This window comes from Streptococcus sp. HMSC073A12, assembly GCF_001812815.1.
Lineage (GTDB): Bacteria > Bacillota > Bacilli > Lactobacillales > Streptococcaceae > Streptococcus > Streptococcus vaginalis.
This window is the reverse complement of the sequence record NZ_KV810526.1, coordinates 10,779-30,726: the sequence shown is the minus strand read 5'-3', so window position 1 is coordinate 30,726 and position 19,948 is coordinate 10,779. Positions and strand designations below refer to the sequence as shown.

General features: G+C 38.9%; 19 protein-coding genes, 1 tRNA gene and 1 pseudogene. 17 read left to right on the top strand and 4 right to left on the bottom strand.

Features of this window, described 5'->3' with window-relative positions; translation table 11 throughout:
- Window positions 1–49 precede the first annotated feature (49 nt).
- Window positions 50–1,243 (top strand): MFS transporter, encoded by a 1,194-nt coding sequence (locus HMPREF2876_RS00390; RefSeq protein ID WP_024051665.1) that lies wholly within the window; start codon window positions 50–52, stop codon window positions 1,241–1,243.
- Window positions 1,244–1,480: 237 nt separating this feature from the next.
- Complete coding sequence (locus tag HMPREF2876_RS00385) at window positions 1,481–2,230, top strand: PHP domain-containing protein (protein WP_024051664.1); 750 nt, start codon at window positions 1,481–1,483, stop codon at window positions 2,228–2,230.
- Window positions 2,231–2,315: 85 nt separating this feature from the next.
- Here the strand turns inward: HMPREF2876_RS00385 and HMPREF2876_RS00380 are convergent, their stop codons facing one another.
- Together HMPREF2876_RS00380 and HMPREF2876_RS00375 are read right to left on the bottom strand one after the other, a co-directional pair.
- Window positions 2,316–2,639: a nuclear transport factor 2 family protein gene (locus tag HMPREF2876_RS00380; protein ID WP_024051663.1), complete on the bottom strand. Its 324-nt coding sequence runs from the start codon at window positions 2,637–2,639 to the stop codon at window positions 2,316–2,318.
- A gap of 11 nt (window positions 2,640–2,650) precedes the next feature.
- Window positions 2,651–3,103, bottom strand: a complete 453-nt coding sequence (locus tag HMPREF2876_RS00375; RefSeq protein ID WP_070583935.1) for a DUF1694 domain-containing protein — start codon at window positions 3,101–3,103, stop codon at window positions 2,651–2,653.
- A 174-nt stretch (window positions 3,104–3,277) separates the two neighbouring features.
- Here HMPREF2876_RS00375 and eno point away from each other — a divergent pair, with 174 nt between their 5' ends.
- The 4 genes and pseudogenes from eno (at window position 3,278) to HMPREF2876_RS00355 (ending at window position 6,880) form a co-directional block, all read left to right on the top strand.
- Complete coding sequence (gene eno / locus HMPREF2876_RS00370) at window positions 3,278–4,582, top strand: surface-displayed alpha-enolase (protein ID WP_003029634.1); 1,305 nt, start codon at window positions 3,278–3,280, stop codon at window positions 4,580–4,582.
- Window positions 4,583–4,660: 78 nt separating this feature from the next.
- Window positions 4,661–5,401: an NAD-dependent protein deacylase gene (locus HMPREF2876_RS00365; RefSeq protein WP_024051661.1), complete on the top strand. Its 741-nt coding sequence runs from the start codon at window positions 4,661–4,663 to the stop codon at window positions 5,399–5,401.
- Window positions 5,402–5,533: 132 nt separating this feature from the next.
- Window positions 5,534–6,207: pseudogene (locus HMPREF2876_RS00360) on the top strand (SatD family protein).
- Window positions 6,200–6,880, top strand: a complete 681-nt coding sequence (locus HMPREF2876_RS00355) for a DUF3307 domain-containing protein (RefSeq protein WP_070583902.1) — start codon at window positions 6,200–6,202, stop codon at window positions 6,878–6,880. The pseudogene HMPREF2876_RS00360 and the gene HMPREF2876_RS00355 overlap by 8 nt, the downstream one beginning before the upstream one ends.
- A 93-nt stretch (window positions 6,881–6,973) precedes the next feature.
- Here the strand turns inward: HMPREF2876_RS00355 and HMPREF2876_RS00350 are convergent, their stop codons facing one another.
- Window positions 6,974–7,819, bottom strand: a complete 846-nt coding sequence (locus tag HMPREF2876_RS00350; protein ID WP_024051657.1) for a DegV family protein — start codon at window positions 7,817–7,819, stop codon at window positions 6,974–6,976.
- A 133-nt stretch (window positions 7,820–7,952) separates the two neighbouring features.
- Between HMPREF2876_RS00350 and HMPREF2876_RS00345 the strand changes: the two genes are divergently transcribed.
- The 4 genes from HMPREF2876_RS00345 (at window position 7,953) to nt5e (ending at window position 12,018) form a co-directional block, all read left to right on the top strand.
- The gene (locus HMPREF2876_RS00345) at window positions 7,953–8,537 is read left to right on the top strand and encodes a TetR/AcrR family transcriptional regulator (protein ID WP_070583900.1); all 585 of its coding nucleotides are present in this window, start codon (window positions 7,953–7,955) and stop codon (window positions 8,535–8,537) included.
- Between the two features lie 17 nt (window positions 8,538–8,554).
- Entirely contained in the window at window positions 8,555–9,022 is a 468-nt protein-coding gene (locus HMPREF2876_RS00340; RefSeq protein WP_003024408.1) for a deoxycytidylate deaminase, read from the top strand.
- Between the two features lie 47 nt (window positions 9,023–9,069).
- Window positions 9,070–9,705 (top strand): tetratricopeptide repeat protein, encoded by a 636-nt coding sequence (locus tag HMPREF2876_RS00335; RefSeq protein ID WP_070241638.1) that lies wholly within the window; start codon window positions 9,070–9,072, stop codon window positions 9,703–9,705.
- A 159-nt stretch (window positions 9,706–9,864) separates the two neighbouring features.
- On the top strand, window positions 9,865–12,018 hold the full coding sequence (gene nt5e / locus HMPREF2876_RS00330; protein ID WP_070583899.1) for a cell surface ecto-5'-nucleotidase Nt5e: 2,154 nt from the start codon (window positions 9,865–9,867) through the stop codon (window positions 12,016–12,018).
- A gap of 37 nt (window positions 12,019–12,055) precedes the next feature.
- On the opposite strand, the gene plsY is transcribed toward nt5e, so the two are convergent.
- A complete protein-coding gene (gene plsY, locus HMPREF2876_RS00325) occupies window positions 12,056–12,703 on the bottom strand; it encodes a glycerol-3-phosphate 1-O-acyltransferase PlsY (protein WP_024051653.1) in 648 nt (215 codons plus the stop codon).
- Between the two features lie 182 nt (window positions 12,704–12,885).
- On the opposite strand from plsY, the gene parE reads away from it, so the two are divergent.
- The 7 genes from parE (at window position 12,886) to HMPREF2876_RS00295 (ending at window position 19,875) form a co-directional block, all read left to right on the top strand.
- Complete coding sequence (gene parE / locus HMPREF2876_RS00320) at window positions 12,886–14,835, top strand: DNA topoisomerase IV subunit B (protein ID WP_024051652.1); 1,950 nt, start codon at window positions 12,886–12,888, stop codon at window positions 14,833–14,835.
- Window positions 14,836–14,846: 11 nt separating this feature from the next.
- A complete protein-coding gene (locus HMPREF2876_RS10580) occupies window positions 14,847–15,005 on the top strand; it encodes a hypothetical protein (protein WP_024051651.1) in 159 nt (52 codons plus the stop codon).
- Window positions 14,989–15,363, top strand: a complete 375-nt coding sequence (locus tag HMPREF2876_RS00315; protein ID WP_024051650.1) for a hypothetical protein — start codon at window positions 14,989–14,991, stop codon at window positions 15,361–15,363. The genes HMPREF2876_RS10580 and HMPREF2876_RS00315 overlap by 17 nt, the downstream gene beginning before the upstream one ends.
- Before the next feature lie 429 nt (window positions 15,364–15,792).
- Window positions 15,793–18,249, top strand: coding sequence for a DNA topoisomerase IV subunit A (parC, locus tag HMPREF2876_RS00310; protein ID WP_070583898.1), 2,457 nt, complete (start codon window positions 15,793–15,795; stop codon window positions 18,247–18,249).
- Window positions 18,250–18,370: 121 nt separating this feature from the next.
- Window positions 18,371–19,408: a branched-chain amino acid aminotransferase gene (locus HMPREF2876_RS00305; RefSeq protein ID WP_224784207.1), complete on the top strand. Its 1,038-nt coding sequence runs from the start codon at window positions 18,371–18,373 to the stop codon at window positions 19,406–19,408.
- Between the two features lie 103 nt (window positions 19,409–19,511).
- Window positions 19,512–19,742, top strand: coding sequence for a DUF2969 domain-containing protein (locus tag HMPREF2876_RS00300; RefSeq protein WP_024051647.1), 231 nt, complete (start codon window positions 19,512–19,514; stop codon window positions 19,740–19,742).
- Between the two features lie 52 nt (window positions 19,743–19,794).
- A tRNA-Tyr gene (locus HMPREF2876_RS00295) sits at window positions 19,795–19,875 on the top strand.
- The last annotated feature ends 73 nt before the right edge of the window (window positions 19,876–19,948 follow it).

The following is a 19,948-nucleotide window of genomic DNA, read 5'->3' as shown; positions in this document are numbered from 1 at the left end:
TTAGAAAACTGAACGGAAAGTTCGGTTTCTTCTTAGTAAAGGAAAAAGTATGTCTAGGAGAAGTTACAAAAGAAATATTCCTCTTATGGCAGGAGTGGAATTCTTAGGATTTTTAGGTATTACGAGTTTTTGGATTTTATTCCTCAGTCAAAATGGTATGTCTTTACTGCAAATTGGGCTGTTAGAGAGTATTTTTCATGCAACAGGCATTGTTTTTGAAATTCCGTCAGGCATGTTGGCAGATCGATTTTCTTATAAGACCAATCTGTACGTAAGCCGCTTGACTAGCATTTTATCATCTATTTTAATGTTGACAGGGCAAGGGAATTTTTGGATATATACAATGGCAATGATAATCAATGCTTTGTCTTATAACTTTGATTCAGGAACGAGCTCTGCACTGCTATATGACTCTGCTGTTGAAGCTGGTTTAAAAGACCGTTATTTGAAAATATCAAGTTTGATGTCAGGTGTTTCTGAGGCAGCAATCTCTTTAGGAACGGTACTAGCGGGGTTATTTGTACATGGATATTTGTATATTACTTATTATATCATGATTGCGGTTTCTATTATTGTTTTAATTCTGATTTGGTTGATAAAAGAACCGACAATGAAAAAGAAAAATGACGAAGTGGTCACGATGAAGAAAATAATCCTGACGGTAAAAGAAGAAATGAAAAGTAATCCCAGTCTTTTTACATGGATGATGATTTTTCAATTTGTTGGAACAATAATGTGCATGTTTTACTTTTACTATCAAAAGCAATTGCCAGACTTGGCAGAATGGCAGATTTCGACAGTTATGTTGATTGGCAGCGTCTTAAATATTTTGGCAGTTTCTCTTGCCAGTAAGATTGGGAAAACATGGCATTCTTTTCGGATTTTTCCAGTAGTTGTCAGCTTAACAGGAGCAGCTTATGTACTGTCATTTTTGGGAACACCATTCATGTATATTATGATTTATTTGGCAACAAATGCTCTGTATGCCATGTATCAACCAATATTTTACAATGATTTGCAACAGTATTTACCAAGTTCAGCCAGAGCGACCATGTTAAGTGTTGCTTCAATGATGTTCAGTTTAAGCATGATTATCATTTTTCCGATTGTTGGTTGGCTGATTGACAGTTTTGGTTTTGATCAGACTTTTATTGGATTAGGGCTAGTTCTTATCTTGCTAACGCCACTTTTAGTGATTGTTTTTCAAATGATTCGTAAACAATTGAAATCAATCAAAAATTAGCTCATTATTTATTATCTGCAGTAGTGATTTGTATCTAATTTTTAATTAATGCAACCAGTTGTTGCTGCTTATGATAAAAACAGTAAATATAAGGAAAATTATATACTTATTTTTTACACAACTACAAAATATAATTATCAAATTTAGGAAACTCTTGTTTAAAAATACTATATATTGTAGTTAGTATAAACTGCTATATAATTCCTTAGTGTTATAGATATGATAGGAGGAAAACTTATGCGCGATAATCATCTTCATACTTACTTTTCTTATGATTCAGATGCTGATTTCAGAGATTATTTGGAACATTACGATGGTGAAATCGTGACGACTGAACATCTGGATTTATCTAATCCCTATCCGTATGATGCAGGCTCTCCTCACGATGATATTCCTGATTATGAGTCTTATTCTAGAAAAATAGCTACTCTCAATCGGAAATATGGAAATCGAATCAAAAAAGGAATTGAGATTGGCTATTACAGACCACGAAAGAAAGATATTTTAGCTTTCTTAGAAAATAAAAATTATGATTTAAAACTGTTGTCTGTTCACCATAATGGGAAGTTCGATTACTTAGAAGAACCTGCTTTACAATCTGATAAAATGAAGGTGATTCCAACTTATTTTAAAGAAATGGAAGAAGCTATTGAAAGTATTCCAGCTGATGTTTTGGCTCATTTTGACTATGGTTTTCGTAAATTTAATGTGACGGTTGAAGAACTGAAAAACTTTGAACCCCAACTTCGTACCCTCTTTCAGAAAATGATAGAATACAACTTGGCTTTTGAACTAAATTGCAAGTCTATGTATCTCTATAATCACGAAGATATTTATATCTATGCTCTATCTTTGGTGAAAGAATTAGGCGGGACAAAGTATTCTGTTGGCTCTGATGCCCATACGTTAGAACATTTTCGCTTGAATTTCGACCGAATCCAGCAAATCCTAACGGAATTTGACATAGACGAAGGAATGTTGCTATAAAAAAGGGGTTAGAACAAAAAGTTCTTAACCTCCCATTATATTTGTTTTAGATTACAAGGTGTAGTAGTTGTCGGACATGGAAACATCATAATAAATATTCATATTCTCTGATAATTAAACCATTTTCAAACTCAAAAATATCACAGGATAGTTGACCAAAATCGTTTTTGAAAATAGTAACAATCCGATTTTCATTAGTTGAAAAAGTATGCAAGCAGGAAAATTGAACGTTGCTCTGATGATAGGCTTGCTGAATCTTCAGAAGATAGTCATCTATTCCATGAATGACTGAAACTTCTTGCCCGTGCAATTCCCAAGTAATATCAGAATGTAAAAAACTTTGGTACATTTCCCAATCTTTTTGATTTTCTGCTTGAAAGAATAAGGTTAGTTTTTCTGAATTTGGCATCAATCGCCCCTTTAATGAAACAACTTTTTCCAAAAAGAAGTTTTCTTTTCTGTTTTTTGAGTTGAATCTGTTTGGAAAAACTCAGAAAAATGTTTAGCAATTTCTTTTTCAGCTATTTCTACTGGATGATCACTATGAATGACCAAGCCAAACGGAGAATTCTTGCAGTTACTAGACACGATTGTTGCTTTGCAGCCAAGGTCTTTTGCTATTTTTAAGTAAAAAATTTGATACTGATTGGTAACCTCGGGAGATATTTTCACAGTTACAGGCTGATAGTCCAAGATAATCTTTTGTAACATTTCTTTAAAGTGGTCGTGGATAGGAGCACTATTAGCCTCATCAATGCTACATTCTGCTACGACCCGTTCTTCAAATGTTCCTAAAAATTTTCTTTGCTCATCAGGATTTAATTTTAATCCCCCTTGAGCTTTTTCGATTATTGCTTTGTTTATATCTGTCATAAAGTTAGTATAACATACTTTTTTGAAATTTATCCAAGAAACATTCGGAAATATAAAACGCTTACACAGAAAATTATCGCAAATTTCATAGAAAGGCACGATTTTTCCTTGAAAAAAACTGATTTTTAAGGTATGATAGGAATGTAAATAAAATAACTCAAAGGAGAGTAAAAAATGTCAATTATTACTGATGTTTACGCTCGCGAAGTCCTAGACTCACGCGGTAACCCAACACTTGAAGTAGAAGTTTATACTGAATCAGGTGCTTTCGGACGTGGTATGGTTCCATCTGGAGCTTCTACTGGTGAACACGAAGCAGTTGAACTTCGTGATGGTGACAAATCTCGTTACGGCGGTCTTGGTACACAAAAAGCTGTTGACAACGTAAACAATATCATTGCTGAAGCAGTTATTGGTTATGACGTTCGCGATCAACAAGCTATTGACCGTGCAATGATTGCACTTGACGGTACTCCAAATAAAGGTAAATTGGGTGCAAACGCAATTCTTGGTGTATCTATTGCTGTAGCGCGTGCTGCTGCTGATTATCTTGAAATCCCACTTTACAGCTACCTTGGTGGATTCAATACTAAAGTTCTTCCAACTCCAATGATGAACATCGTCAACGGTGGTTCTCACTCAGATGCTCCAATTGCTTTCCAAGAATTTATGATTGTGCCTGCTGGTGCACCTACATTCAAAGAAGCTCTTCGTTGGGGTGCTGAAATTTTCCACGCTCTTAAGAAAATCCTTAAATCTCGTGGTCTTGAAACAGCTGTTGGTGACGAAGGTGGATTTGCTCCTCGTTTTGATGGAACTGAAGATGGTGTAGAAACTATCCTTGCTGCTATCGAAGCTGCTGGTTATGTTCCTGGTAAAGATGTATTCCTTGGATTTGACTGTGCATCATCAGAATTCTACGACAAAGAACGTAAAGTTTATGATTACACTAAATTCGAAGGTGAAGGAGCTGCAGTTCGTACAGCTGACGAACAAATAGAATATCTTGAACAATTAGTTGACAAATACCCAATCATCACTATCGAAGATGGTATGGATGAAAATGACTGGGAAGGTTGGAAGAAACTTACTGAACGCCTTGGTAAGAAAGTACAACTTGTTGGTGATGACTTCTTCGTAACAAACACTTCTTATCTTGAAAGAGGTATTAACGAAGGATGTGCTAACTCAATCCTTATTAAAGTTAACCAAATCGGTACTCTTACTGAAACATTTGATGCTATTGAAATGGCAAAAGAAGCTGGTTACACTGCCGTTGTATCACACCGTTCTGGTGAAACTGAAGATTCAACAATTGCTGACATCGCAGTTGCAACTAACGCTGGACAAATTAAGACTGGTTCATTGTCACGTACTGACCGTATTGCTAAATACAATCAATTACTTCGCATCGAAGATCAACTTGGTGAAGTAGCTGAATACCGTGGTTTGAAATCTTTCTATAACTTGTCAAAATAATTCAGTTATAATATGAATCGGCTAGTTCTGCTAGCCGATTTTTTCTTTAATAATATTGGTAACTTTTAGGAGGGCGATATGGACAAGATTGAAGAACTGGCTCAGAACATTCAAAGTAGCCAAAATATTGTATTCTTCGGTGGTGCAGGTGTTTCAACTGAATCTGGTATTCCGGATTTTCGCAGCTCAAATGGTATCTACAATATTGAGTTAAACCAGCATTTTTCAGCAGAACAATTAGTTTCGCATACGATGTTTGAACGTTATCCAGAACAGTTTTTTGACTTTTACAAGAAATATCTTATTTATCCTAACGCTAAGCCAAATGTAGCCCATGAATATTTAGCTTATCTAGAAAAGCTAGGGAAATTAAAAGCAATTGTTACCCAGAATATTGATAGTTTACACGAGATGGCAGGAAGCAGGAACGTATTAAAAATTCATGGTAGTGTGGACCGAAATTTTTGTACCAATTGTCATCGTTTTTATGACTTAGAGGATTTTTTGAAATTGCCGGGAATCATTCCTTATTGCGAGGCTTGTGGTTGTGTAGTTAAGCCAGATGTGACTCTTTATGAGGAACCGTTAAATATGGAAGTTTTTTCTCAAGCTATTCAGGTTATCAGTCAAGCTGACCTACTCATCATTGGCGGAACATCGCTAGTTGTTTATCCAGCTGCTAATTTGGTTCATTATTTTCAAGGACGGCACTTAGTTGTTATCAATAAATACAATGTACTACAAGATAGTCAAGCTGACTTAGTCATCAAGGGCAAGATTGGAGAAGTGCTGGATAAGGCATGGAAAGTAATGGGGTAGTCATTTTCAAATCAAATGATGGTTTCAATCATGTGCTTAGCTGTATTTTTTAGAGATAGTAGATTGAAAAATGTCCTCCATGACGGAAATTTTTTAAAATTTCCATTATAATAGACAAAAAGAGGTGATAAGATGATGTACATTGCTCTTATTGGAGACGTTATTGAATCAAAAAAATACAAGACCGAGCGCAGGCGCAACAGAAATTGTTGCAATTGATGAAAGAGTTGAATCAGCAATATCAGAAATATTTAGTTTCTCCCTTTACAGTCACAGCTGGCGATGAATTTCAAGCTTTGTTTTTACCAAATTCGGATATATTTCAAATCATAGAACAGCTTTCTATAGCATTTGCTCCTTATGAAATTCGATTTGGGATTGGTGCTGGAGACATGATTACAGAAATTAACAAAGAACAAAGCATTGGTTCTGACGGTCCGGCGTATTGGCTCGCGAGAGAAGCGATTAATTATGTTCATGATAAGAATGACTATGGCATCAATCACATTTCGGTTTCTTTGGCAGACTAAGAAGTCGGTCAGACAATCAATGCTATTTTAGCTGCGTGCTCTTTTATTCAGTCCAAGTGGACAGATGTCCAATATGATGTCCTCAAACAATTACTAGCTGAAAATATATACGATGAAACATTTTCGCATAAAGAAATGGCAAAACTACTTGGTATCACTCCAAGTGCTTTCAACAAACGTATCAAGGCGAGTGGGTTAAAAATTTATCTCAGAAATAAACGAGTTGCTATGAACTTGATGTTAAATGCGATAGAGAAGGAGGAGAAACATGTCTAATTTGTGGGGATTTTCAGACTATTTTGTACAACATCCAATCTTGTTGTTAACCTTATTAGCGCATGTTTTAGCTGATTTTCAATGGCAAAGTCAAAAAATGGCAGATTTAAAATGTCGAAAATTGCCTTATTTATTGCTGCATTTAGCCATTGTTTTTCTTCCGTTGCTGATTTTGAGTACCTTTTTCCCGAAAAATATTATTTACTTTATCGCTGTTTGGCTTAGTCATGTAGTTATTGATTTCCTGAAATACAGGCTCAACACGTTTATAGAAATAAAGAAACTCACAAAGCACGTTTTCATCATTGACCAACTCCTTCATTTGATTTATATTTTTCTATTTTATGCTTTATTAGCTAATAAAATCAACCCACAATGGCTGAAAAATGGAGCGTCAGTTGCTCAACCCCTCCTTTTCTTAGCAATCGTTGGCAAGCCTGTTAATATTTTATTTAAGCTTTTCTTCAGTAGGTATCAGTCAAAGGGAGATAACCAAGACACTATAGCAGGTGCAGGGGCGATGATTGGGATTTTAGAGCGTTTTATTATGGCTTTGTCTCTTATATTTGGGCAGTTCGCTTCCGTTAGCTTAGTCTTTACTGCTAAGTCAATCGCACGGTATAACAAAATTTCTGAAAGTCAGTCCTTTGCAGAATACTATCTCATTGGCTAACTTTTTAGCATGATTAGTGTGTTAATTGTTTTTGGTTTGCTTTATTTGTAATATAAAAACTGTAGTTTAGTGATTGACTACAGTTTCGTTATATTATTGAATTTCATAGCCCATGAGGAGACCATTTTCTTCAGCATAAAAGCTACAAAGTCCAGAAGTCGGGATGACTTCAATAACAGCTTGTGGGAATCTTTTACGAACCATTTCGGAAAATTGCTGGCAAAACTTGGGATTATTTCGATGAGCAATAATGATTTGTCCACCGGCATAGCCTTCTTTGATGAGTTCATCAAAAGCTGCGACTAGTGATTTTTTAGCACCACGCGCCTTTTGAAGCAACTCCAACTTGCCGTCTTGACTGGCTTCGCCGACCATACGAATATTCAGTAATCCTACAACGGCTCCAAGTAATTTGCTCAGCCGTCCGTTTTTGACTAAATTGTCAACTTTTGCAAGAACGAAAAGCAATTTTGTCTTGGTTTGATAGGTTGTAATTTCTTTTATGACTTCTTCATAACTTAAACCTTGACCGATAAGAAGATTAAGCTTTTTGATAATCAAATCATTTTCACCGCCAGCAGAAAGAGTATCAATAATGTGGATATTCACGTCAGGATGGTCTTCAAGATAGAGTCTTTTAGCCACTTGTGCGCTATTATAGCTTCCTGATAGGGTTCCTGTAATGGTGACCACAAAAATATTTGAAGCTCCATCAAAAGCTTTCATATAGTCATCTGGACTAGGGCAAGCAGACTTTGAAGCCGAAGAAGTGGTATACATTTTTTCCATCATATTATCAATATTGAGCTGAGCATTATCTATAAAGATTTCATTGCCCACTTGAATGGTCAGAGGAACACTTTCAAATAAGGTGTCAACAGCAAGGTTTTCGATAGTTCTATAATCACAGCCTGAATCAGCTACAATTTTCCAAGTCATTCAATTCTCCTTTAGTGGGATGATCCCTTAATTAGACATTGACAAAAGGTTTGCCTTTTTTTACAATTATATCATGGAAACATCGCTTTAGAAAGCCTTTACAGTCGGTTGTTACATGTAGAAAGAAAATGTTATGTCGGAACGTAAAATATCGAAAAAATCTTTAGAAAATCTAAAAATATCAAATCGGGAATCTAACCGAATTACAAAAGAATCCTTAGAAATCTCGCTATTGCAATTGTTAGAAAAGAAAGAGTTGACCAAAATTACCATTTCTGAATTAGTAGAGAGAGCGGGTGTCTCGCGAGCAGCTTTTTATCGAAATTATGATTCAAAAGAAGCAATTTTACAAGAGATTTTCCAACGAACAGTACAAAAGATTACCGATAAATTGGAACAATTCAATATGAGAACCGAGCTTTATCAAGTGTGGCTGTTCTTGTTTAAAGAAGTCAAAAAAGAAGCACAAATCCTTAGCTTAGCAGTGGATTATAATTTAGAAAAACTGTTGACAAGTGCTGTGTTTGATATGTTAGAGCAACAAAATTATTCCAGAAAAGAGGCTTCAACGTACATGAATTCTTTTTGGAGTTCGGCAGTGGTTTCTGTTTTGATTAAATGGATAAAAGACGGTATGAGGATTCCAGCAGAGAAGATTGCATCGCTCGGACTTCCGCTTTTTCCACATCGAAAAAATGATAAACTGAGTGATAAGTAAGAAAAGAAGGTGACAATATGGCGACAAAAAGATTGGCTTGGGACGAATATTTTGCAGCACAAGCGCTCTTGATTGCAAATCGCTCAACCTGCAAGCGAGCAAGTGTTGGTGCAGTTATTGTAAAGGATAATAAAGTTATATCAACAGGATATAATGGATCTGTTTCAGGAACGGAGCACTGCATCGATCATGAATGCCTGATAGTTGACGGGCATTGTGTGAGGACTTTGCATGCAGAAGTAAATGCAATTTTGCAAGGTGCAGAGCGTGGAATCCCAAAAGGATTTACTGTTTATGTCACACATTTCCCTTGTCTCAATTGTACAAAGCAGCTCTTACAAGTTGGTTGCAAGCGAGTGGTTTATATCAATCAATACCGTATGGATGATTATGCGCGCTATTTATATAGCGAAAAGAAAGTTGAGCTAGTACATTTGCCAATTGAAAAAGTAAAAGAAGCAATCTCGGAGACTGATTTGATATAACTTTTAAAGTGTGACTTTTGTTTTCTATGAATAAAAGGAAAGAAATTATGACAGAAGAACAACTTCAAAAAGCCTGGCAAGCATTGTTTGACGGGCAATATCAGCTTGCCAAGCAATTCGTTTATCAAATAGACCAAGATAGTTATAGTACACTGAATTTAAAAGCTTATATTGCTTTGGAAGAAAATGATTTTCAGTTGGCTCGTCAGTTTTTAAAAGACTATTATGCTCAAGCTGTGTCTGAAAAGAATCTGGAAGAACAGCATGTAGGCTTACATCAATTAGCGATGGTCGAACGAGAAGAAGAGCATTTTCAAAAGGCTTATGACTTGATAATGGCAGAAGCTGCAATTATTACAGAGAATTTCCCTGATGATGTCCTAAAGACATCGGTCAATTTGTACGAACAGGGGTATTTAAAATTCAAACTTGGAAATATTCACCTTGCAGAAGAACCTTTGCAAGAAACATTAAATTTAGCGTTGCAGACAGATGATTTAGTCAACCATGCTTGTGCTTATCGCGCCTTGGCTGAGGTAAGATTAGCTAAGGGAGATATAAAAATGGCTAAATCTGATTCTCAAAAAGCATTGGCGTGTTTTGAAAAAGCAGGTGATACCGTTGGAGCAGCAGGACTGAAGGACTTAATGACACAGATAAACTCACAAGATAGAAGTTTATAAATAATGTTTGTGAAATAAGATATTCTAATGTAAAAGTTAGAATATTTTTCTTTTTAGAACAATTTTAGCGAACGATAAGATAAAGTTTGCTTAATAAAGTTTTATTTTACCAAAAAATCTTGTATAATAGAATCAAAAAAGAATAAAAGAGGATTGATTATGAAAAAGAAAAAATTCATTATCCCCATTTTGTCAGCATTGCTAATTGCTCCAGCAATTTTAGCACATCAGGTTTCTGCTGATGCTGTAGATCCAACTGCTTCAACAGCACCTGTAGAGCAAGTAGAAGTTCCTAAAGAAAATCAGTCGGTTGCCCCTACGATCGCTCAAGGAGATTCAGCAGTTTCGCCTGCTACTGAAGCTTCCACGGAGAAAGTAACAGAAAAGAGTGAGAACAAACAAGTTGAAACTTCTGTAACTCCAGCAGATTCTATAACTCCAGCCGCTCAAGCGGTTGCTGCACCTACAACTCAATCTGAAAAAGATACGGTTATTCTTCATACAAATGATGTACACGGTCGTATTGTGGAAGAAAAAGGAGTCATTGGCGATGCTAAATTAGCAGCAGTCATTGAGCAAGAACGTGCAAAGACTAATCAAACAACACTTGTTGTGGATGCAGGCGATGCTTTTCAAGGGCTTCCGATTTCCAATAGCTCAAAAGGAGAAGAGCGCGCGAATATTTTAAATAAGATTGGCTATGACGCAATGGCGGTCGGAAATCATGAATTTGACTTTGGTTTGGATGAGGTGAAAAAATACAAAGAAATTTTGAAATTCCCTCTTCTTAGTGCCAACACTTATGTCAATGGAGCACGTCTTTTCCAAGCTTCTACGATTGTTGATAAAGACAAGAATGTTGTGGGAGATGAATTTGTGGTTATTGGGGTGACAACGCCAGAAACTGCAACAAAAACACACCCACGCAATGTTCAAGGGGTTACGTTTACAGATCCAATTTCAGAAGTCAATAAAGTCATTGAAGAAGTGGAATCTCGTGCGAAAGCGGAAGGTAAAACTTACAAACATTATGTCGTTTTGGCGCATTTGGGTGTAGATACGACGACACCAGTTGAATGGCGCGGTTCTACCTTGGCAGAAGCATTATCAAAAAATCCTTTGCTAAAAGGAAAACGTGTGACGGTGATTGACGGGCATTCACATACTGTAGAATCAGTAACCTATGGAGACAATGTTACTTATAATCAAACAGGTAGTTACTTGCATAATATCGGAAAAGTAACATACAAATCTGGTCAACTTCTAGGAAATCCTCAACAAATCTCAGCTGATTCAGTTAAAGGAATTACTCCAGATCCAGCTATTCAGCAATTAGTAAACAAAATCAAAGAGAAATATGACCAAGAAAACGCAAAAGTGGTCGTTGCTAATAGCCCAGTTGAGTTAAATGGCAATCGGGAAAATGTGCGTGTGCGGGAAACCAATCTTGGAAATGTCGTAGCAGATGCGCTCTATGAGTACGGGCAAACAGGATTCAGTCATAAGACAGACCTTGCTGTAACTAACGGCGGCGGACTTCGTGAAACAATTGCGAAAGGAAAACCAATCACCAAAGGAGATATCATTGCTGTTCTACCATTTGGTAATACCATTACTCAAATAAAAGTAACTGGGCAAAACATCGCAGACATGTTTGCTAAGTCTTTAGGTTCTATTGTACAAGAAAAAGACGGCAAACCAGTCCTAGATGAAAATGGGCAACCGTTACTTGAACCAAGCGGCGGTTTCCTACAAGTTTCTGGAGCAAAAGTTTATTATGACACTACCTTGCCAGCCGATAAGCGTATTCTTGGCATTGAAATCAAAAATCCTGAAACAGGAAAATACGAAAAATTAAATCTCGCAAAAACTTACTATCTTACAACCAACGATTTCTTGGCTGCAGGTGGTGATGGTTATAGTATGTTGGGCGGGGCTCGCGAAGAAGGTCCTTCAATGGATGTGGCTTTTGCGGACTATTTAGCAAAAACAGACTTAACAGCTTATGCGGTTGTCAATCCTAATTCACGAACTATCTCAATCTCAACTGCACAATACAAGAAACTTCAGGATCAAGCTGCTAACCAAGTGAAGCCAAATGAAACTGGAGAAAAAGAACTTGTGCCAGCAGTTCAAACAAATACAGCTCAAAGAACGGCAACGATTCCAGTCAATGTACATAAACAATTTATGCCTTCAAGTCAAAAGAGCTTGCCAGAAACAGGTACAACAGATACTACCTTTATCAGTTTATTTGGCTTTGTTGTTGGACTTTTAGGATTATCCAGATTTAAAAAAGCTCACAAAGAATAGAATAAAAGGAAGCTAAGATTTTTTATCCTAGCTTCTTTTATTTCTGTTTAGGTTGTTGTTTTGTGATATTCAATCCGAAGGGAATGAGGTTTTCTTGTTTCATCCGAATTCGCTGGATATTATCTTTGTGTCGAACGATAATGATAAGCGCTAGTGCGAGCACAATCACGGTAAAGAGTACATCATAACGTGGCAAAAGAAAGCCAAATAGTGGGAAAATTAAGACTCCCAGAATAGCGGAGGCAGCAGCTGTCACACTTGAAAAGGAAATCATACTAGTCAGATACAAGCAGCTGAAAAAGATGACAGCTAAATAAGTGAAGAAAGTCGGTGAGAAGCCCAGAATGGCACCTGCACTGGTTGCCACGGCTTTACCGCCTTTAAATTCAGCAAAAATGGGGAAGGTATGCCCAAGAACGGCTAAAAGTCCAAAAACGAGAGGAGATATACCGTTGATATGAAGGAAAAATGGCAATAGTGTCGCAAATGTCCCTTTAAAAAAGTCAAAAATAAAGGTGATGATGCCTGCTTTTTTTCCAAGGACACGAAAGGTATTGGTCGTCCCTGTATTTCCGCTGCCGTATTCGCGGAGATTTTTCTTGTAAAATACTTGTCCAATCCAAAGCCCGGCAGGGATTGAACCAATCAAATAAGCTACTATCAATGTAAAAACTATCTTTATCATGTTTTTATTATACCATGAATTTTGATTTTGATAGTTGAACGACCAGAAATATTTTATAAAATTTGTCTAGGCTGAAAAAATAGCGGTGAGAAGCAGAAAGAATACACTATTTTCTAAAAATCTTTGCAAAATTCACTAAAAACTTGTAAGATAGAAAGGATGAATGATTCAGGAGGTTCCTTGTGGCAAAAAAGGAAATCAATATTAACAATTACAATGATGATGCCATTCAAGTATTAGAAGGATTGGACGCGGTTCGTAAACGTCCTGGTATGTATATCGGCTCAACCGATGCAACTGGGCTTCACCATTTGGTCTGGGAAATTGTTGACAATGCAGTTGACGAGGCTCTGTCTGGCTTTGGCGATAAGATTGACGTGACGATTAACAAAGACGGGAGTTTGACTGTAGCAGACCACGGTCGGGGAATGCCGGTCGGTATGCACGCTATGGGAATCCCGACAGTGGAAGTCATCTTTACAGTGCTCCACGCTGGGGGTAAATTCGGTCAGGGGGGTTACAAGACCTCTGGGGGGCTGCACGGTGTGGGTTCTTCTGTGGTCAATGCACTGTCTAGTTGGCTGGAAGTTGAAATCACACGTGGCGGAACGGTTTATCGGCAACGATTTGAGCAGGGTGGCAAACCTGTTACCAGTCTGGAAAAGATTAGCAAAGCTCCTAAATCAAAAACGGGCACAAAAGTGACCTTTATGCCAGACGATACGATTTTCTCAACGACAGATTTCAAATACAATACCATTTCGGAGCGGCTCAATGAATCAGCCTTTCTCTTGAAAAACGTTCACCTTTCTCTGACAGATGAGCGAACGGGCGAGTCTGTTGATTTTCATTATGAAAATGGGGTGCAGGACTTTGTCAGCTACTTGAACGAGGACAAGGAAACTTTGACACCAGTTCTTTATTTTGAAGGAGAAGAGGGTGGTTTTCAAGTGGAAGTGGCTCTCCAGTACAATGACGGTTACTCAGACAATATCCTATCGTTTGTAAATAACGTCCGCACCAAGGACGGCGGAACGCACGAGACGGGGCTTAAATCAGCTATTACCAAGGTCATGAATGACTATGCAAGAAAGACTGGATTGCTGAAAGAAAAGGATAAAAATCTGGAAGGTTCTGACTACCGTGAGGGCTTAGCGGCTGTTCTTTCTATCTTAGTTCCAGAAGAGCATTTGCAGTTTGAAGGACAGACCAAGGACAAGCTGGGCAGTCCGCTTGCTCGTCCTGCGGTGGATTCGATTGTGTCAGACAAGTTGACTTTCTTCCTCTTGGAAAATGGGGAATTGGCATCTAATCTCATCCGCAAGGCGATTAAGGCGAGAGATGCGCGCGAGGCAGCCCGCAAGGCGAGAGATGAAAGCCGAAGTGGCAAGAAAAACAAAAAAGACAAGGGGCTTTTATCTGGAAAGCTAACGCCAGCTCAATCCAAAAACCCAGCTAAAAACGAACTCTATCTAGTCGAAGGCGATTCGGCAGGTGGCTCTGCTAAGCAAGGACGCGACCGCAAGTTTCAGGCGATTCTGCCCCTACGTGGTAAAGTCATCAATACTGCCAAGGCTAAAATGGCAGATATTCTTAAAAATGAAGAAATCAACACCATGATTTACACCATTGGTGCGGGTGTTGGTTCGGACTTCTCTCTCGAAGATGCCAACTATGACAAGATTATCATCATGACCGATGCCGATACGGACGGCGCCCATATCCAGACGCTCTTGCTGACCTTCTTTTACCGCTATATGCGCCCACTCGTAGAAGCGGGGCATGTCTATATCGCTCTGCCTCCTCTTTATAAAATGTCCAAAGGCAAAGGCAAGAACGAGGTTGTCGAGTATGCTTGGACGGACGGTGAGCTAGAAGACCTGCGCAAGAAATTTGGCAAAGGTGCCACGTTGCAGCGCTACAAAGGGCTTGGGGAAATGAACGCCGACCAGCTCTGGGAAACCACCATGAATCCTGAAAACCGCACCCTCATTCGCGTCACCATTGACGACTTGGCCCGTGCCGAGCGCCGCGTCAATGTCCTCATGGGTGACAAAGTCCCACCTCGCCGTAAATGGATTGAAGATAATGTCAAGTTTACGTTGGAGGAGAGTGGAGAGATGGTGTTTTAGGAGAAGAATATATGGATATACAAAAATTTATTTCTGCTTTAGTTGGAACTGCTGGGTTGGATTTAGATAAGTTTTTAGCGGGATTGGGAATAGACGAAAAACTTGAATATCGGAAAATTCAAACCGCAGTAGAATATTTTAAAGAATTATATATTGAAGAGACATGGTGAGAATCCGAGTTATGATGGTATAGCCAAATTTTGGAAAGAAAATCAAGTTTTTGAAGAACTTGTGAAGATTCGCTATTTATTGAATAGTAAGTATGACAGTTATGAAGGGTTTAAAAATCACCTCAAAACAGAGAATAGTAACCAAGATTTTAATAGTTCTCTGTTATTTGAATTGATGGATGAATTGGACAAATACTTATCTGATACAGTAAAGGATACTTCCAATCTTACGCAAGCTGATATTGCAGTACATAACGAAATGCATGGGCAAACTAGGGATAGAATTGATCACTTGTCAGAAAAAATTGACAGCCTTACTCAGAGAGTTACAGAAAATAACAAGACTCTCGACAACTAGAACAAGAAAAAACAAAAAGTCTTTCCCTCAATAGTGATTTTAATGCCGAGACGGAAGTAGATATAATAAAAAGAATATTGCAAGAAGATTTTCCTATCGGAAATTATAAAACGAATCTTCAAAATTTTTTTCTGATGGGTATAAAAATTATTATCCGGTGAAGAAAAAAGAACAAGATTTTACGTTTGACGAAAAATTTACTTCCATTGAGCAACATTATAATGGCGTTGCTCATTCATAAGAGATGCCTCTTACATCAGGGAGCATTAAAAAAGAAAATTACAGAAAGGATAGTTTGGTTGTATAGCAACTGAACACGGGACTAAGACTTAGAAAAAAGATAAATCGATTGGAGTTCATCGAACCCTGCATCGATTTCCTATTTTTCTACAGAAATTTTCGGAAAGCCGAAACGTCCCTTTGTATCTTATGAGTAACATTCAAAACATGTCCTTGGAGGACATCATGGGAGAGCGTTTTGGGCGCTACTCCAAATACATCATTCAAGAGCGGGCTTTGCCCGACATTCGTGACGGGCTCAAGCCTGTGCAGCGTCGGATTCTTTATTCGATGAACAAGGACGGCAATACCTTTGACAAGGGCTACCGCAAGTCAGCAAAGTCTGTCGGAAATATCATGGGGAATTTCCACCCGCACGGTGATAGCTCCATTTACGACGCCATGGTACGTATGTCTCAGGACTGGAAGAACCGTGAGATTTTAGTGGAGATGCACGGAAATAACGGTTCTATGGACGGCGATCCGCCAGCCGCTATGCGGTACACCGAAGCTCGCCTGTCTGAGATTGCGGGCTACTTGCTCCAAGACATCGAAAAGGACACCGTGCCCTTTGCTTGGAACTTTGACGATACGGAGAAAGAACCGACCGTATTGCCTGCTGCCTTTCCCAATCTTTTGGTGAATGGGGCGACGGGGATTTCTGCTGGGTATGCGACGGACATTCCGCCTCACAATCTGGCAGAAGTCATAGATGCGGTGGTGTATATGATTGATCACCCCAAAGCCAAGGTTGACAAACTCATGGAGTTTCTGCCGGGGCCTGACTTCCCAACGGGGGCCATTGTGCAAGGGCGAGATGAGATTAAGAAAGCCTATGAGACTGGAAAGGGTCGCGTTGTCGTGCGTTCTCGGACGGAGATTGAAAAGCTCAAAGGCGGCAAAGAGCAGATTGTTGTCACTGAGATTCCTTACGAGATTAACAAGGCTGTTCTGGTCAAGAAGATTGATGACGTTCGGGTCAATAATAAGGTAGCTGGTATTGCGGAAGTACGGGATGAGTCTGACCGTGACGGGCTTCGTATTGCCATTGAGCTGAAAAAGGATGCCAATACCGAGCTGATTTTGAATTATCTCTTTAAATATACGGATTTGCAGGTCAATTACAATTTTAACATGGTGGCGATTGATCATTTTACACCGCGTTTGGTAGGGATTGTGCCGATTCTGACTAGTTACATCGCCCACCGAAAAGAGATTATTCTGGCGCGTAGTCGATTTGACAAGGCAAAAGCAGAAAAACGCCTGCATATCGTAGAAGGCTTGATTCGAGTGATTTCTATCTTGGATGAAGTGATTGCGCTCATTCGTGCGTCGGAAAATAAAGCTGACGCCAAGGAAAATCTCAAAGTCAGCTATGATTTCACCGAGGAGCAGGCAGAGGCTATCGTCACTCTCCAACTTTATCGTTTGACCAATACAGACGTGGTGATTCTGGAGGAAGAGCAGGCGGAATTGCGCGAGAAAATTGCCATGCTCTCAACCATTATCGGTGATGAGCGGACCATGTACAATCTCATGAAGCGTGAACTTCGCGAGGTCAAAAAGAAATTTGGTAATCCTCGTCTTAGTGAATTGCAAGATACGGCTAACGCCATTGAGATTGATACGGCTAGTCTGATTGTGGAAGAAGAAACCTATGTCAGCGTCACTCGTGGGGGCTACCTCAAACGCACCAGTCCACGTTCTTTCAATTCATCAACGGTTGACGAGGTCGGCAAGCGCGAGGACGACCGTCTGATTTTTGTCAGCTCGGCGAAAACCACTCAGCACCTTTTGATTTTTACCAATCTTGGAAATGTCATCTATCGACCGGTACATGAATTGGCAGACATTCGCTGGAAAGAAATCGGGGAACACCTCAGCCAGACCATTACCAATTTTGAGACGAATGAAGAAGTCATCTACACTGAGTTAGTAGATAATTTTGACGAAGGCACTTATTTTGCGGTAACAAAACTAGGGCAAATCAAGCGCGTAGAGCGAAAAGAATTCAGTCCTTGGCGCACCTATAAGTCCAAGTCTGTTAAATTTGCTAAATTAAAAAATGAAGACGACCAAATTATCACACTTTCTCCAATCAAGCTAGACGATGTTATGCTAGTGACCCAGAACGGCTATGCCTTGCGGTTCAATATCGAAGAAGTACCAGTTGTGGGCGCTAAGGCAGCGGGTGTCAAAGCTATCAATCTCAAAAAAGATGATGTCTTAGCAGCAGCTTTTATTGCCAATACTGATTCATTTTATATCTTGACCCAGCGCGGAGCACTCAAGCGAATGGCAGTTGCAGATATTCCTGTGACCAGTCGAGCAAATCGTGGCTTGCAAGTGTTGCGCGAGCTGAAGTCCAAGCCACATCGTATTTTCCAAGCAGGTCCTGTCTTTGGAGAGCAACCTGCAGAACTAGACCTCTTTAGTTCAGATCATCCAACGGCAGAAGAAGAGCAGATTCTTTCTATTGTTTCTAACAAAGGAACGACTTACCAAGTGAATCTTGCTGACCTCGGTTTGTCTGAAAGAACCAGCAACGGTAGCTTTATCTCTGATACTATTTCTGATGAAGAAGTGTTCTCTGCGAATATTAAATAAGTGAAAATCAGTCCAAGCGGCTGATTTTTTGTTCAGGTATAAACTGAAATTAAAAAATTTTCAGAATTTTGCAAAAAACTATTGAAAATATCTAAAAATAGTGTAAAATAAAAATCATAAAATTAAAAAGGAGAATGTTATGTCAGTAAATCTTGATTGGGAAAATCTTGGTTTTTCCTATATGAAATTGCCTTATCGCTATCTTGCTTATTATAAAAATGGTCAGTGGGAAAAAGGAGAATTGACCGAAGATGCTACTTTGCATATGTCCGAATCTTCTCCTTGCCTTCATTATGGGCAACAAGCCTTTGAGGGAATGAAAGCCTATCGCACGAAAGACGGTAGTGTACAGCTATTTCGTCCAGATCAAAATGCAAAACGTCTGCAACGCACCTCAGACCGTCTCTTGATGCCGCAAGTTCCGACTGATATGTTTGTTGATGCTGTAAAGCAAGTGGTTCGTGCAAATGAAGAATACGTTCCGCCGTACGGAACGGGAGGAACCCTTTATATTCGTCCGCTATTGTTAGGTGTTGGTGACATCATCGGTGTTAAACCAGCAGATGAATACATTTTCACCGTGTTTGCCATGCCTGTTGGAAATTACTTTAAAGGGGGCTTGATTCCAACAAACTTTATCGTTTCTGACAAGTATGACCGTGCTGCTCCTTATGGAACAGGTGCTGCTAAAGTCGGCGGTAACTACGCAGCAAGCTTGCTTCCAGGACAAATGGCGCATGAAAGGAAATTCTCTGATGTTATTTATCTAGACCCAGCTACTCACACGAAGATTGAAGAAGTGGGATCTGCAAACTTCTTTGGAATTACCAAAGACAACGAATTTGTAACGCCGTACAGCCCATCTATCCTTCCTTCTATCACAAAATATTCTCTTCTATACCTAGCAGAACATCGTTTGGGCTTGAAAGCTATCGAAGGAGATGTGCCAATTGATGATTTGGATCGTTTTGCTGAAGCAGGGGCTTGCGGTACAGCAGCGGTCATCTCTCCAATTGGTGGTATTCAGCACGGTGACGATTTCCATGTCTTTTATAGCGAAACAGAAGTTGGACCTGTCACTCGAAAACTCTATAATGAATTAACCGGTATTCAATTTGGCGATGTTGAAGCACCAGAAGGTTGGATTGTAAAAGTTTAAAAATTTTTGAAGCTATCTCTCGATTGAGGTAGCTTTTATTTTCACGTAGCACTTGCTAGTTTTTCTATTTTTTTGTAAAATAGAAACTTGAAAGAGGTATATGATGAGTAAAAAAGATAAAAAGATTGAAATCCAATTGGCAGATAGCAAAGTTAAAATAGGAACTGACCAGTACGAAGGTTATGTTTTATCTATTGGTAAAAAAGTCATTGGTCAAATTGCTGAGTTAGACGGGCAATTTGCTATTATAAAAAATGAAAATGTTGATAGTTTTTATAAAAAAATTGAAAATGCCGTGGAAAAATTGATTGAAACCTATAATTTGGGGAAATAAATGCTTGTGTTTTCTCTTCATCAATGGTATAATAAATACTGTTGATTATACAGGAGAGGTAGCGAAGAGGCTAAACGCGGCGGACTGTAAATCCGCTCCTTCGGGTTCGGGGGTTCGAATCCCTCCCTCTCCATGAGCGTACTTAGTTTTTAATGGTATGACCACGTTCTTTTTGGGGTATAGCCAAGCGGTAAGGCAAGGGACTT

Bases quoted from the DNA above. Each gene is read 5' to 3' on its own strand.
- HMPREF2876_RS00390 (WP_024051665.1), top strand. From the start codon at position 50: ATGTCTAGGAGAAGTTACAAAAGAAATATTCCTCTTATGGCAGGAGTG.
- HMPREF2876_RS00385 (WP_024051664.1), top strand. From the start codon at position 1,481: ATGCGCGATAATCATCTTCATACTTACTTTTCTTATGATTCAGATGCT.
- HMPREF2876_RS00380 (WP_024051663.1), bottom strand. From the start codon at position 2,639: ATGCCAAATTCAGAAAAACTAACCTTATTCTTTCAAGCAGAAAATCAA.
- HMPREF2876_RS00375 (WP_070583935.1), bottom strand. From the start codon at position 3,103: ATGACAGATATAAACAAAGCAATAATCGAAAAAGCTCAAGGGGGATTA.
- eno (WP_003029634.1), top strand. From the start codon at position 3,278: ATGTCAATTATTACTGATGTTTACGCTCGCGAAGTCCTAGACTCACGC.
- HMPREF2876_RS00365 (WP_024051661.1), top strand. From the start codon at position 4,661: ATGGACAAGATTGAAGAACTGGCTCAGAACATTCAAAGTAGCCAAAAT.
- HMPREF2876_RS00355 (WP_070583902.1), top strand. From the start codon at position 6,200: ATGTCTAATTTGTGGGGATTTTCAGACTATTTTGTACAACATCCAATC.
- HMPREF2876_RS00350 (WP_024051657.1), bottom strand. From the start codon at position 7,819: ATGACTTGGAAAATTGTAGCTGATTCAGGCTGTGATTATAGAACTATC.
- HMPREF2876_RS00345 (WP_070583900.1), top strand. From the start codon at position 7,953: ATGTCGGAACGTAAAATATCGAAAAAATCTTTAGAAAATCTAAAAATA.
- HMPREF2876_RS00340 (WP_003024408.1), top strand. From the start codon at position 8,555: ATGGCGACAAAAAGATTGGCTTGGGACGAATATTTTGCAGCACAAGCG.
- HMPREF2876_RS00335 (WP_070241638.1), top strand. From the start codon at position 9,070: ATGACAGAAGAACAACTTCAAAAAGCCTGGCAAGCATTGTTTGACGGG.
- nt5e (WP_070583899.1), top strand. From the start codon at position 9,865: ATGAAAAAGAAAAAATTCATTATCCCCATTTTGTCAGCATTGCTAATT.
- plsY (WP_024051653.1), bottom strand. From the start codon at position 12,703: ATGATAAAGATAGTTTTTACATTGATAGTAGCTTATTTGATTGGTTCA.
- HMPREF2876_RS10580 (WP_024051651.1), top strand. From the start codon at position 14,847: ATGGATATACAAAAATTTATTTCTGCTTTAGTTGGAACTGCTGGGTTG.
- parC (WP_070583898.1), top strand. From the start codon at position 15,793: ATGAGTAACATTCAAAACATGTCCTTGGAGGACATCATGGGAGAGCGT.
- HMPREF2876_RS00300 (WP_024051647.1), top strand. From the start codon at position 19,512: ATGAGTAAAAAAGATAAAAAGATTGAAATCCAATTGGCAGATAGCAAA.